Source organism: Microbacterium sp. NPDC087665, assembly GCF_044743285.1.
Lineage (GTDB): Bacteria > Actinomycetota > Actinomycetes > Actinomycetales > Microbacteriaceae > Microbacterium.
In genome coordinates, this window is sequence record NZ_JBIUWD010000002.1 from 659,746 (window position 1) to 671,509 (window position 11,764).

General features: G+C 67.0%; 15 protein-coding genes. 3 read left to right on the top strand and 12 right to left on the bottom strand.

Going from position 1 to position 11,764, the window contains the following annotated elements; all coding sequences use genetic code 11:
- Window positions 1-93: 93 nt before the first annotated feature.
- The 8 genes from ACIOSY_RS06620 to ACIOSY_RS06655 form a co-directional block, all read right to left on the bottom strand.
- Window positions 94-1,119 carry an Lrp/AsnC family transcriptional regulator gene (locus ACIOSY_RS06620; protein WP_400850863.1) on the bottom strand — a complete coding sequence of 342 codons (1,026 nt, stop codon included), beginning with the start codon at window positions 1,117-1,119 and terminating at the stop codon, window positions 94-96.
- 66 nt (window positions 1,120-1,185) lie between these two features.
- On the bottom strand, window positions 1,186-2,544 hold the full coding sequence (gene glmM, locus ACIOSY_RS06625; RefSeq protein ID WP_400850867.1) for a phosphoglucosamine mutase: 1,359 nt from the start codon (window positions 2,542-2,544) through the stop codon (window positions 1,186-1,188).
- A 15-nt stretch (window positions 2,545-2,559) separates the two neighbouring features.
- The gene (rpsI, locus tag ACIOSY_RS06630) at window positions 2,560-3,045 is read right to left on the bottom strand and encodes a 30S ribosomal protein S9 (protein ID WP_400850870.1); all 486 of its coding nucleotides are present in this window, start codon (window positions 3,043-3,045) and stop codon (window positions 2,560-2,562) included.
- A 27-nt stretch (window positions 3,046-3,072) separates the two neighbouring features.
- Window positions 3,073-3,519 carry a 50S ribosomal protein L13 gene (gene rplM / locus ACIOSY_RS06635; protein WP_400850873.1) on the bottom strand — a complete coding sequence of 149 codons (447 nt, stop codon included), beginning with the start codon at window positions 3,517-3,519 and terminating at the stop codon, window positions 3,073-3,075.
- A gap of 185 nt (window positions 3,520-3,704) precedes the next feature.
- Window positions 3,705-4,373 carry an endonuclease/exonuclease/phosphatase family protein gene (locus ACIOSY_RS06640; protein WP_400850876.1) on the bottom strand — a complete coding sequence of 223 codons (669 nt, stop codon included), beginning with the start codon at window positions 4,371-4,373 and terminating at the stop codon, window positions 3,705-3,707.
- A gap of 87 nt (window positions 4,374-4,460) precedes the next feature.
- A complete protein-coding gene (gene truA / locus ACIOSY_RS06645; protein WP_400850879.1) occupies window positions 4,461-5,303 on the bottom strand; it encodes a tRNA pseudouridine(38-40) synthase TruA in 843 nt (280 codons plus the stop codon).
- Between the two features lie 44 nt (window positions 5,304-5,347).
- Window positions 5,348-6,889: an APC family permease gene (locus ACIOSY_RS06650; protein ID WP_400850882.1), complete on the bottom strand. Its 1,542-nt coding sequence runs from the start codon at window positions 6,887-6,889 to the stop codon at window positions 5,348-5,350.
- A 98-nt stretch (window positions 6,890-6,987) separates the two neighbouring features.
- Entirely contained in the window at window positions 6,988-7,353 is a 366-nt protein-coding gene (locus ACIOSY_RS06655; RefSeq protein WP_400850885.1) for a winged helix-turn-helix transcriptional regulator, read from the bottom strand.
- A 94-nt stretch (window positions 7,354-7,447) separates the two neighbouring features.
- Here ACIOSY_RS06655 and ACIOSY_RS06660 point away from each other — a divergent pair, with 94 nt between their 5' ends.
- A complete protein-coding gene (locus ACIOSY_RS06660) occupies window positions 7,448-8,302 on the top strand; it encodes an SDR family oxidoreductase (RefSeq protein WP_400850888.1) in 855 nt (284 codons plus the stop codon).
- An 83-nt stretch (window positions 8,303-8,385) separates the two neighbouring features.
- On the opposite strand, the gene ACIOSY_RS06665 is transcribed toward ACIOSY_RS06660, so the two are convergent.
- From ACIOSY_RS06665 to ACIOSY_RS06680, 4 genes are all read right to left on the bottom strand, one after another.
- Window positions 8,386-8,718 carry a hypothetical protein gene (locus tag ACIOSY_RS06665; RefSeq protein ID WP_400850891.1) on the bottom strand — a complete coding sequence of 111 codons (333 nt, stop codon included), beginning with the start codon at window positions 8,716-8,718 and terminating at the stop codon, window positions 8,386-8,388.
- A complete protein-coding gene (locus tag ACIOSY_RS06670) occupies window positions 8,715-9,338 on the bottom strand; it encodes a hypothetical protein (protein ID WP_400850894.1) in 624 nt (207 codons plus the stop codon). The genes ACIOSY_RS06665 and ACIOSY_RS06670 overlap by 4 nt, the downstream gene beginning before the upstream one ends.
- Window positions 9,335-9,901 (bottom strand): RNA polymerase sigma factor, encoded by a 567-nt coding sequence (locus ACIOSY_RS06675; protein WP_400850897.1) that lies wholly within the window; start codon window positions 9,899-9,901, stop codon window positions 9,335-9,337. The genes ACIOSY_RS06670 and ACIOSY_RS06675 overlap by 4 nt, the downstream gene beginning before the upstream one ends.
- Before the next feature lie 167 nt (window positions 9,902-10,068).
- The gene (locus ACIOSY_RS06680; protein WP_400850900.1) at window positions 10,069-10,518 is read right to left on the bottom strand and encodes an Asp23/Gls24 family envelope stress response protein; all 450 of its coding nucleotides are present in this window, start codon (window positions 10,516-10,518) and stop codon (window positions 10,069-10,071) included.
- Between the two features lie 147 nt (window positions 10,519-10,665).
- Here ACIOSY_RS06680 and ACIOSY_RS06685 point away from each other — a divergent pair, with 147 nt between their 5' ends.
- Entirely contained in the window at window positions 10,666-11,139 is a 474-nt protein-coding gene (locus ACIOSY_RS06685) for a heme-degrading domain-containing protein (RefSeq protein ID WP_400850903.1), read from the top strand.
- Between the two features lie 55 nt (window positions 11,140-11,194).
- Window positions 11,195-11,632 (top strand): SRPBCC family protein, encoded by a 438-nt coding sequence (locus ACIOSY_RS06690; protein WP_400850906.1) that lies wholly within the window; start codon window positions 11,195-11,197, stop codon window positions 11,630-11,632.
- Window positions 11,633-11,764 lie beyond the last annotated feature (132 nt).

The following is an 11,764-nucleotide window of genomic DNA, read 5'->3' on the forward strand; positions in this document are numbered from 1 at the left end:
GCCCCCGAAAGAGATGATTGCCCTATTTCGCCACTGTTGCAAGCTTTGGCGAACTATCTCGCCAATTCTTTACACGTCCGTAACAGAATCGGCCTAGAGACGAATGGCCCCGGTAGGCGCATCGTGCGCCAGGGAGTCGGGCGCCTCATCGACGATCAGCGACCCTCGGAGCACCGGTGTGATCACCACGAGCGACTCGACGACTTCGAGCCCGTCATGACCGGCAACCACGGGGCCGGTGAGGAACCGGTAGAAGGCATCGGCATCCGTGACGAGAACGTTGGCGAGCAGCTGCGAGGTTCCGGTCGTCGCCGCGATGAACTTCACCTCGGGCGCGGCGGCCAGGGCCGCGCCGACATCTTCCAGACGCTCCATGGGCACGCGCAACCACACGAGTGCTTCCAGGCCGAGACCGAACAGGCGCGGAACGACTTCCGTTCGCGGATGCATGAGCCCCCGTCGCGTCAACGATTCCATGCGGCGGCGAGTGGTCGTGACGTTGAGCCCGAGCGCCCTCGCGAGCTGCGCGACCGGCAGTCGCCCGTCCTTGAGCAGAAGCGCTATCAACGCCTCCTCGTCCTCGCTCAACGCATCGGCAGGATCGACCTCGGTCGCCGAAGACTCATCGAGCATGCGCGCCTGCTCATCGGTGAGCACACCCGCCCGCCAATCGTGGCCCGAGCGGAAGAACTTCAACACGGTGGTCACGTTGATCGAGACGATGCCCTCGATGCGAGGGAAATCGGTGAACAGCAGTTCCCGGATGGATGCATCATCGTGCGGCAGAAGCATACCTGCGATATCACTGCTGCCCTCGAGCACCGATACCGACGACGCGTCGGTCCTGCGTGCGAGCCTGCGGGCCACGTGCCACAGCGCCTGGGGGTCGGTCGTGATGCGGAAGAGCACGGCTCGAGCGTGGAGCACGCGCGCCGGATCGACATATGTCGAGACGCGAACGAGTCCGCGATCGAGCAGACGCTGCCCGCGCCGCGCGACCGTGCGTTCCGGGAGGTCGACGGCGCGCGCAATCTCGCCCCACGACGCCCTGCCATTCACCTGCAGAGCTGCGGCGACGAGCCGATCCGTCTCGTCGGCCATCACGTCATTCGAAGACACGCGCTCTCCTTCACGGCGGGGACACATTCCCGGTGAAGGCTATCCCAGTCGCGTGGAGTGCCGTCGTCAGAGCGCCAGGCGCTCGCGAACGACATCGGCCAGGCGCTCGGCGTAGATCTGCACGGATTCGGCGTCTGCCGCCTCGACCATGACCCGCACCAGAGCTTCGGTACCGGACTTGCGCAGCAGCACACGACCGGTGCTGCCCAGCTCGGCCTCGACCTCGCGCACCGCTGCCTGCACGCCCTCGTCATCGGCGACGCGGTCTTTGTCGACCCCGCGCACGTTGATGAGCACCTGAGGATAGATCGTCATCACCGAGGCGAGCTCGGCGATCGTCTTCTTCGTGCGTGCCATCTCGGCGACCAGGTGGAGCCCGGTGAGGATGCCGTCACCCGTCGTCGCGTATTCGCTCATGATCACGTGGCCGGACTGCTCGCCGCCCAGCGCGTATCCGCCCTGGTTCATGTCTTCGAGCACGTAGCGGTCGCCGACGCCCGTCTGGCGCACCGTGATTCCGTGCTCGCGCATCGCGACGTGCAGACCGAGGTTGCTCATCACCGTGGCGACGAGGGTGTCGTCGGTGAGGTGACCGCGCTCTTTCATCGAGACCGCGAGGATCGCCATGATCTGGTCGCCGTCGATGAATGCGCCGTCGGCGTCGACGGCCAGGCAGCGGTCGGCGTCGCCGTCGTGCGCGATGCCGATGTCGGCTCCCAGGCGCACGACCGCTTCAGCCAGGTTGTCGAGGTGCGTCGATCCGACGCCGTCGTTGATGTTGAGCCCGTCGGGGTCGGCGCCGATCACGGTCACCTCGGCGCCGGCGTCGCGGAACGTCTCCGGGGAGACGCCGGATGCCGCGCCGTGCGCGCAGTCGAGCACGACGTGGATGCCGTCGAGTCGGTTCGGCAGCGAACCGAGGAGGTGGATCACGTAGCGATCCTCGGCATCCGAGAATCGATCGATGCGACCCACACCCGCGCCGGTCGGGCGCAGCATCTCGCCGGCCATCGCGGCCTCGATGCGCTGCTCGACCACGTCGGGCAGCTTGACGCCGCCGCGGGCGAAGATCTTGATGCCGTTGTCGGGGGCTGCGTTGTGAGATGCGGAGATCATCACACCGAAGTCCGCGTCACGGTCGGCGACGAGGAACGCGAGCGCCGGGGTCGGGATGACGCCGGCTTCGAGTACATCGACGCCCGAGGAGGCGAGCCCCGCCGCGACGGCGGCGGTGAGGAAATGACCGGAGACCCGAGGGTCGCGGGCCACGACTGCGGTCAGACGCTTGCCTTCGCCCTTACGGGCCTCCGCAGTACGGCCCTGGCCCAGGACGACAGCAGTCGCCTGGGCCAGGGTGAGCGCGAGGTCGGCGGTGAGGATGCCATTGGCGAGTCCTCGCACACCGTCCGTGCCAAAGATCGGCATCGGAAGCGGCGGACCTTAACGCTTCGAGTACTGAGGCGCCTTGCGGGCCTTCTTGAGTCCAGCCTTCTTGCGCTCCTTGACGCGAGCGTCGCGCGACAGGAAGCCGGCCTTCTTCAGGGTCGGACGGTTGTTCTCCTCGTCGATGCCGTTCAGCGAACGGGCGATGCCGAGGCGCAGCGCACCGGCCTGACCCGAGGGGCCACCACCGGAGATGCGTGCGATGACGTCGTATGCACCGGTGAGGCTCAGCACGGTGAACGGGTCGTTGATCAGCTGCTGGTGCAGCTTGTTCGGGAAGTAGTCCTCGATCGTACGGCCGTTGACCGTGATCGTGCCGGAGCCCGGGACGATGCGCACGCGGGCGATGGCCTGCTTGCGACGCCCGACAGCGGCACCCGGGACGCTGAGCACGGGGCGGGGAGCCGCCTCGACTGCTTCGGTCTCAGGGGTCGAGGTCGAGAAGCTCTGGGGGGTTTCGGTGGTGTCCTGGATGTCAGCCACGAGTATGTCCTTAAGTCTGTACGGCGCTTACTGGGCGACCTGGTCGAGGGTGTACGTCTGCGGCTGCTGTGCGGCGTGCGGGTGCTCGGCACCGACGTACACCTTGAGCTTGGACAGCTGCTGACGTCCGAGGCTGTTCTTGGGGAGCATGCCACGGATGGCCTTCTCCACGGCGCGGACGGGGTTCTTCTCGAGAAGCTCGGCGTAGGTGACCGACTTCAGACCACCCGGGTAGCCCGAGTGACGGTAAGCCAGCTTCTTCTGGAGCTTCTGACCCGTGAGCGCGACCTTCTCTGCGTTCACGATGATGACGAAGTCACCGGAGTCGATGTGGTTGGCGAAGGTGGGCTTGTGCTTGCCACGCAGGAGCGTTGCCGCGTGCGAGGCGAGACGGCCGAGAACGACGTCGGTGGCGTCGATGACGACCCAGTCACGCTGGACCTCGCCGGCCTTCGGGGTGTAAGTGCGCGTCACGATAGTGCTGCTTTCTTGTATCGAACGGAGAAGTTCGTGAATCCCACTCCGGGGTGGTTCTTTCCCGAGGGGGAGGAACACGCCAGTGGAGGGCTCACGTTCGGATGATGCTCTTCACCACGAAGGGAAGGGCACCAAAGAGACAGCATACGCCACGCGGGCGATTCACTCAAATGCCGGGCGTCTCAGTCCGGGTGCACCGTGACGAGGATCGGGCGATGGTCGCTCGCCCCCTGCGGAAGCGTGGTGATGCCGTCGATCTCGAAGCCGACCGATGTCGCGAAGTCGTAGTGACCCCTGAACACCCGGTACCGCGTATACGTGTGGTCGTCGCTCAGCGTCAACGCGTAACCGTGCTTGCGCACGGCCTGACCGAGGTTCTCCTTGAACACCGGGTAGTTGTAGTCGCCGACCATCAGTTGCGGCAGGTCCTCTCCGAGCTTCGCGAGCTCGGTGAGCGCGGCGCGGATCTGGTGACGTCGCAAGGAATTCAGCGCGGTCAGGGGCGCGGCGTGGAAGGAGGCGACGATGAGGTCCCTTCCCTCGTCGATGTCGATCAGTCGCGCGCCGAGCAACCGCTCGTGGGCGGGCTTCAGCACGCGATCGTGCAGCGACTTCTTGAGTTCGAGCGCACGGATCTCGCGAAGACGGAAGGAACTCTCCCGGTAATACAGGGCGAGGCCGAGGCGATTGCCCTGTGTCGCGTCGGCGAGCACGAGTCCGCCGATACGTTCGGGCAGGTGAGGCACGTCGCACTCCTGCAGGCACAGAATGTCGGGATCGTGGGCGGCGACGAGGACCGCGAGCTCGCCCGCTGCCTTGTGCTTCCGGAGGTTGTACGAGATGACTTTCATGACTTTGATACGGTACTCCCGAGTGCTGTGGATCGACCTCGGGGTTGTCGTCGGTCCGAGGGTCCGGTAGTGGAGACGACCCGACTCTCACTCACTATCGCGACGCGCCCGCGTCTGCTCGGCTCGCAGCGTCAGCAGGTCATCGGCGGGATAGCCCACCTCGACGAGCGCCAGCCCCCGGGCGGCCAGCACCTTGAACGCGCTGGTGCGGGTCAGCGCATCGCGCAGCGCGACCACCTCGTCGATGCCGAGACGCCCGTCGCCGACGGCGACGCAGGCACCGACGAGGGCGCGCACCATGCTGTGGCAGAACGCGTCGGCCTTCACCTCGGCGATGAGCACGCCTTCTTCGTCGCGCTCCCACCGGTAGTCGAGGAGAGTGCGGATGGTCGTGGCGCCCTCGCGTGGCTTGCAGTACGCCGCGAAGTCATGGAGCCCGATGAGCGTGCGTGCCGCGGCATCCATCGCCTGCACGTCGAGGCGCCCGCGGAAGCTCGTGGTGTCGAGCCGGCGCAGGGGGTCGAAACCCGTCTCCTCATCGGCCAGACGGTAGCGGTACCGGCGCCAGACCGCCGAGAAGCGCGCATCGAAACCCTCCGGGGCGATCGATGACCGGGTCACGGTGACGTCGGAGTAGGCGCCGAGCACCCCGCGCATGCGCCCGGCGATGGAGCCCGCCGGGTCGACCGATGCCTTGCCGTGCCGCGACTCGATGCGACCCCACTGCTCCTCGTCGAGGTCGACGTGCGCGACCTGACCGGAGGCGTGCACACCGGCGTCCGTGCGCCCGGCGACGACGAACTGCACCTCGGAGCCGACGATCCGCGAGAGGGCCTGCTCGAGCGTGCCCTGCACCGTGCGCAGCGTCGGCTGCCGCGCCCACCCTCGGAAATGGGTGCCGTCGTAGGCGATGTCGAGCCGGATGCGCACGACGACAAGCCTAGGTCACCGCCGGCGGACGCTGGGAGCTGCGGTTAGATGCCGCCGTCGATCGACCGGATCGCCACGGCCGGCTCGTCGGGCACCATCACTTCGGTGTCGCGGTTGAGGCTCTCCCCGCGGAAGAAGCGCTTCGATCGCGGGAACAGGTACCAGACGAACATCAGCACCAGACCGAAGGCGAGCGAACCGATGCCGATCACGAACGTTCCGCCGATGCCGAAGAGCACCGTGTAGCCGTAGTCGACGTCCCACATGTCGATCGCCGACTGCACGAATGCCGCGGCCAGCATCAGGCCGCCGAGGAACGGGAACAGTCCCTTGAAGAAGAACTCGCGGGGCGAGCGGAAGACGTCTTTGCGGAAGTACCAGACGCAGGCGAATCCGGTGATGGCGTAGTAGAACGCGATCGCGAGACCGAGAGACAGGATCGAGTCCTGCAGGATGTTGTCGCTGATGAGCGTCATGCCGACGTAGTAGAGGGTCGCGACGACGCCCATGACCAGGGTCGAGAACGACGGCGTCTTGTAAGTGGGGTGCACGTCCTTGAAGCGTGCGGGAAGGGCGCGGTACACGCCCATCGCGAGCGTGCCGCGCGCGGTGGGGAGGATCGTGGTCTGCGTCGACGAGATCGCCGAGATGATCACCGCGACCACCAGCACCCATCCGAACGGGCCGAGCAGGCCGTCCTTGATCGCGAGGAAGAAATCGTCGGCGTTGGCTTCGTTGCCGAGACCCGTGCCCGTCTCTCCGAGGCCCGCGTACATCATCGCCGCGATCGTCACCGAGACGTACGTGAAGAGCAGGATCACGGTGGTCAGCAGCGCCGCGCGACCCGGGATGCGCTTGGGGTCCTTCGTCTCCTCGTTCAGCGCGAGGCAGGTGTCCCAGCCCCAGTAGATGAAGAGTGCGAGCAGGATCGCCTCGGTGAAGCCGGACCAGTCGGTGAAGGCGAACGGGTTCAGCCACTCCATGTCGAACGGTGTGGGGTTCGGGGCGGAGCCCGCGAAGAACTGCCACAGCGCCGTCACGATGAAGATCACGAGAGCGAGGTATTGGATGCCGAGCAGGATGTTCTGGATGCGCTCGCCGATCTCGACCCCGCGCCAGCTGACCCACGTCATCGCCGCGATGAAGATGACGGCGACGAGCACCACCCGCCAGTCGTTGTTCTCGAGGTCCTGACCAACCAGCGACCAGAAGTACACGGAGGCGATCTGGGCGAGGTTCGCGAGCACGACCATGCCGGCGACCGCGACACCCCAGCCGCCCATCCAGCCCACCCAGGGACCGAATGCCTTGGTCCCCCACGTGAACGTGGTGCCGCAGTCGGGCACGGCATTGTTCAGTTCCCGGTAGGCGAAGGCGATGAGGAGCATCGGCACGAAAGCGATGATGAAGGCGATCGGCGCCTGCGCGCCGACGGCGAGGACCACGAATCCGAGCGTCGCGACGAGCGAGTACACGGGCGCGGTGGAGGCCAGACCGATGACGGTCGAACCCCACAGCCCCAGCGTGCCTGCCGCCAGTCCCTTGCCGTCGGGTCGTTCAAGGTGAATCGGCGTCGTTGCTGCCATGGTCAGAACAGTACGGCTGTTGCGTTATCGCGTCAATCGTTTTCTGGATGCGACGGATTTCGTGGTTCTACCCGAGGCGTTCGACGGAATCAGCAGTTTCAGTCGCGACCGAGCATTCCGTCCGAGTGTTCAGCGATCCAGGCCATCAGCGGCAGCATCCGCTCCATGAGGTCGCGGCCGAGCGGAGTAAGGCTGTATTCGACGTGCGGGGGCACCGTGGGGAAGGACTCGCGGTGCACGAGTCCGTCGTCGGCGAGGGTGCGCAGGGTCGAGGCCAACATCTTCTCGCTGATGCCGTCGACTTCGCGACGGAGGGCGCCCCAGCGCAGCGTGCCGTCAGACAGGCACGACAGCACGAGCACACCCCACTTGCTCATGATGTGGTCGAGGACGACGCGGGTACCGCATCCCTCTTCGAAGATGTTCGGAGCGCTGTCCCGGATTCCTGCAAAACTCACCGACATGTATGTACCTTACTTCAAAGTGGGTACCCACCGAGCGGAAGGTTTCACAGCAACGCCCGGTTGTCGAGGATGTCATCCCCACGAAAGGACCCTCATGACCACTCTCGTCACCGGTGCCACCGGACACCTCGGCCGCCTCGTCATCGACAGCCTCATCGCCCGCGGAGCGGAGCCCTCCTCGATCGTCGCCGGTGTGCGCGACGTCGCCAAGGCCTCCGATCTCGCGGCGCGGGGCGTGCGCACGGCCGTCGTCGACTACGACCGACCCGAGACGCTCGCCGCCGCGCTCGACGGCGTCGACTCCGTGCTCCTCGTCTCCGGGTCGGAGGTCGGACGCCGCGTCGCTCAGCACCGCGCCGTCATCGACGCCGCGAAGAACGCCGGCGTGACGAAGTTCGTCTACACGAGCGCTCCGAAGGCACCGACGAGCGCTCTCGTGCTCGCGCCCGAGCACAAGGTCACCGAGGAACTCATCGCTGCGGCGGGGCTCCCCGCCGTGATCCTGCGCAACAACTGGTACACCGAGAACTACGCGGGCGATCTCGCCCAGGCGCGCGAGACCGGCGTGCTGTCGGCCGGTGTCGGCGACGGTCGCGTGGCCTCGGCGAGCCGCGCGGACTTCGCGGATGCCGCAGCCGTGGTGCTTCTCGAAGACGGCCACATCGGCCAGGAGTACGAACTCGGCGGCGACGTCGCCTGGACGTACGACGACCTCGCCGCTGCGATCGGCGAGGTGATCGGACGCCCGGTCGAGTACCGTGCGCTGACGCCGGAGCAGCATGCAGCGGCCCTGGAGGCCGCCGGTCTTGACGCCGGCACCGTGGGCTTCGTCACCGCACTGGATGCGGGCATCCGCGATGGCGCTCTCGCCGACACCGACGGCACGCTCGCGCGTCTGATCGGCCGTGCGACGACGCCGCTCGTCGACGGGTTGCGCGCGATCGCCTGATCCCCGTCTGCGGCGGTAGCTTCCTGTCGCGAAAAGGCCCGGTATCCCCGTCGGATACCGGGCCTTTCTGCGACCGGAGTCCATCACTCCCGATCATGCAGGTATGCCACGGTGAGGTGCACGCTCACGGCGACAGGTGCGGTCGCCGCAGCGATCGCTGCGCGCACGGCGCGAAGAGTCACGGCAGAGCCGACGTCTCCGGCCACTCCGAGCGAGGCCTCCACCGCGATGCGGTCATCGCTCTCGGTGATGGTGATCAACGGCCCCGCGGCCGCGCGCACGCCGAGGGCGGCCGCACCGTCGCCGATCAGGTTGGAGACGAGCGAACCCGACCTGTACAGGTTCGTCACCCCGGGAACCGCGCGCACGACGGCCTCGAGACGAGTGGCGAGATCCAGCCGTTCCTGCGGAGTCATCGCCCCTCCTCCTTCGGCGATCCGGGTTCCTGGAGACCCCGCACCGCGATATCGATCCCGACCACGTTCAGTTCAGTGTGCACGCTCAGCCGCTGCGCGACCTCGGCGCGCAGCAGATCGGTGAGACGAGGAATCGATTCGCCGTAGCGGATGCTCGCCTCGAGCGTGATGTGGATCGGCGCGCCCGGCTCGGAGACATCTCCATCGAGACGGCACCGGCCGACCAGCAGCCCCGGCACCTCGGTCTCGGCCGCGCGGATGAGGCCGCGCACGGCGCCCTCCGTGATTCCAAGATCTTCGGTGGGATCGCCGGAGAGGAAGGGGATGCGCCGGCCCGCGCGGGCATCCAAGGCGATTCCGCTCAGGATGCTGTCCACCCAGCTCGCTTCGACTTCGCGCCCGTTCGCCGCATCCTCTTCGATCAGCTGTCCGCCGAGACCGCGGAGCCGGTCGAGGGCGTCCAGGGCCAGGAGGCATCCGGCCGATCCGTCGATCGACGGATCGGCAGGGCTCCGGCCGGAGTCGAGGTAGTCGGAAAGCTCTTCCAGCGTGTGCCCGTCGAGGTCGGTCGGCTCGAGTCCGAGTCGACGCAGTTCGGGAGTCTCGCGGTCGTCAGTCATCGCCACTCCTCCATCCGCACGATCATGTATTTTCGGGCGCGAGCCAGCAGCCCTCGCGCGGTGGCAGTGGGAACACCGAGCTCCTCGGCGATCTCGTCGTAGGAGTAGCCGCCGATCTCACGCAGCACCCAGCATTCCCTCTGAGCATCCGGAAGCTCGCCCAGCACAGCGCCGAGCGCGGCGATCCCCGCCCGCGTCTCCGCCCTGCGCGCAGGAGACGCGGATTCCGGTGCGGCCTGATCGATCTCGTCGATGTCGACCACGGGACGCCGCGCGCGGATGCGGTCGACGGCCTTGCGACTGACGATGCGCATCAACCAGCTCTTCACCCTGGCCGGCTCCTCGATCTCGGGGAGCCGCTGCCAGGCGGTGACGAAAGCCTCCTGCACGATGTCGTCGACCTCGGCCGAGGCGTTCAGCATCCGCTGCGTGTACGCGCGCATCATCGGCGTGTACCGCCGCACCAGCACCGCGAACGCCGCGACGTCCCCATCCATGGCGCGGCCGGCGACGATGCTGTCGTCGGCCCGCTCGAGTTCACCGCGAAAACCTTCACGAACCATCTACCCGCTCCCTCGCTCGCGTCTCCTCGGTGTTCGGAGTCGCGTGGACATCGGATGGGTGCTGCGGCGCTCATCGCGTCTCCTTCCCACCTCGAATCCGGATCTCGGAATCGAATCCTCACGATCCCCTGGCTACGCTCCGCTCGACCATCGGTCAAGGGGTTCGACTACAGGACCCGTTCCTGGACGACCTCGACCTCGACCTCGTCGTCTTCCGCGGGCACGTGCACGTCGTTGATCGTGACGTTCACCTCGGCCACATCCATGCCGACGAGCTCGACCATCGCGGTGTGGATCGCCGCACGCACGTCGTCGGCGACCTTCTGCAACGACACCGGGTACTCGGCGACGATGGTCACGTCGACCGCGACCTGCGTCTCCCCGACCTCCACGGCGATGCCCTGCGAGAGGTCCGTCGTGTTCAACGCATCGCGGATCGCCCCGACCATGCGCGCGGCTCCCCCACCGAGCGCGTAGACGCCATCGACCTCGCGCGCAGCGATGCCCGCGATCTTCGCGACGACGCCGTCTTCGATCGTGGTCCTCCCCACAGACGCCACCATCGGTGCCGTCACGACCTGAGCCTTCGGCTGGTTGCCACCGGTCACGTTCGCCATCATGCGCTCCTTCATGCCTGTGTCCGCGCCTCGTGGTGCGGGTCGCACTGTCGTCGACACTTCTAAGACGGGTGCAGCGCACGAAACGTCACAGATTGATCGGACTTTCTTTTCTGGCGACCATCGCGCGCTGCTAGTGTCCGGAACATGACCAGTGCTGATCCCCGTGACGTCCTGCGTTCCCTCGAAGACGAGGAGCGGGAGTTGGACTTCGAACGATTCACCGTGGCAGACGCGTGGACGGTGGGGTCATGGCTGCACGAGCGTGCGGTGGCGGATGCTCTGCCCATCGTCACCTCGGTCGTGCTGGGCGGCCAGCGGGCGTTCCACATGGCGACGTCCGGCACGAGCGCTCTCAACGACGCCTGGCTCGAACGCAAGTTCCGGGTCGTGGAGCACTTCGGGCACTCCTCACTCGCCGTGTTCTACGACTTCGCCTCCCGCGGGGAGGACTTCTCGACGAGCTCCCGTCTCGACCCCACCCTGTTCGCCGCGGCCGGTGGGGCCTTCCCGATCCGGATCGGCGGCACGCTCGCCGGAGCGATCGGAGTGAGCGGGCTCGAGATGCACGACGACCACGCACTCGTGGTCGAGGCGCTGCGCGCACACCTCACCCGCTGAACGGCGCGAGTCAAGCCCCTGTGCGCGGCCGGCCACTCGGCCCCACCATCAGCACATGGCGAAGAACGTACGCACGATGAGCTGCCTCCCGAGCGATGTCTTCCGGGTGCTGGAGAACGGCTGGCTGTACCCCGCGTGGGTCGTGGGCGCGTCGCGCATGCGCGACGTCGATGACACCTGGCCGTCGCCGGGTGCCGAACTGCACCACTCCGTCGGAGTCTGGCCGGCGCTGCTGGACGACACGACCGTCGTCGAGGAGTGGCTGCCGCCGCACCGCATGGTGATGCGCGCGAAGGGGTGGCCGATCGGCGAAGCCCGCGTGACGCTGCGCGTGCGCTCGTGGGGCGACGGTGCGATGGTGCGGATCGACGAGGAACCGGTGAGCGGACCCGCCACTCTCGTTCCGAGCTTTCTGACGACGCCGCTGCTCCGTCTGCGCAACGCCGAGACGCTCCATCGCCTCGCGTACCTCGCCGAAGGCCACGCCGACTGAGGCGCGCGCTGACCGCGCCCACCGGCGGCGCCGCACCGCGCTAGCTGTACTGACCCGGATCGTTGTTGACGTAGGAGAGACCTTCGGTGTCGAGTGGGAGCTGTCTAGGTTCCTGTTCGATCACACGAAGGT

What these genes read in the sequence shown, in the direction of transcription:
- glmM (WP_400850867.1), bottom strand. Translation starts at nt 2,544, where the DNA reads ATGCCGATCTTTGGCACGGACGGTGTGCGAGGACTCGCCAATGGCATC.
- ACIOSY_RS06640 (WP_400850876.1), bottom strand. Translation starts at nt 4,373, where the DNA reads ATGAAAGTCATCTCGTACAACCTCCGGAAGCACAAGGCAGCGGGCGAG.
- ACIOSY_RS06650 (WP_400850882.1), bottom strand. Translation starts at nt 6,889, where the DNA reads ATGGCAGCAACGACGCCGATTCACCTTGAACGACCCGACGGCAAGGGA.
- ACIOSY_RS06655 (WP_400850885.1), bottom strand. Translation starts at nt 7,353, where the DNA reads ATGTCGGTGAGTTTTGCAGGAATCCGGGACAGCGCTCCGAACATCTTC.
- ACIOSY_RS06660 (WP_400850888.1), top strand. Translation starts at nt 7,448, where the DNA reads ATGACCACTCTCGTCACCGGTGCCACCGGACACCTCGGCCGCCTCGTC.
- ACIOSY_RS06665 (WP_400850891.1), bottom strand. Translation starts at nt 8,718, where the DNA reads ATGACTCCGCAGGAACGGCTGGATCTCGCCACTCGTCTCGAGGCCGTC.
- ACIOSY_RS06670 (WP_400850894.1), bottom strand. Translation starts at nt 9,338, where the DNA reads ATGACTGACGACCGCGAGACTCCCGAACTGCGTCGACTCGGACTCGAG.
- ACIOSY_RS06675 (WP_400850897.1), bottom strand. Translation starts at nt 9,901, where the DNA reads ATGGTTCGTGAAGGTTTTCGCGGTGAACTCGAGCGGGCCGACGACAGC.
- ACIOSY_RS06680 (WP_400850900.1), bottom strand. Translation starts at nt 10,518, where the DNA reads ATGGCGAACGTGACCGGTGGCAACCAGCCGAAGGCTCAGGTCGTGACG.
- ACIOSY_RS06685 (WP_400850903.1), top strand. Translation starts at nt 10,666, where the DNA reads ATGACCAGTGCTGATCCCCGTGACGTCCTGCGTTCCCTCGAAGACGAG.
- ACIOSY_RS06690 (WP_400850906.1), top strand. Translation starts at nt 11,195, where the DNA reads ATGGCGAAGAACGTACGCACGATGAGCTGCCTCCCGAGCGATGTCTTC.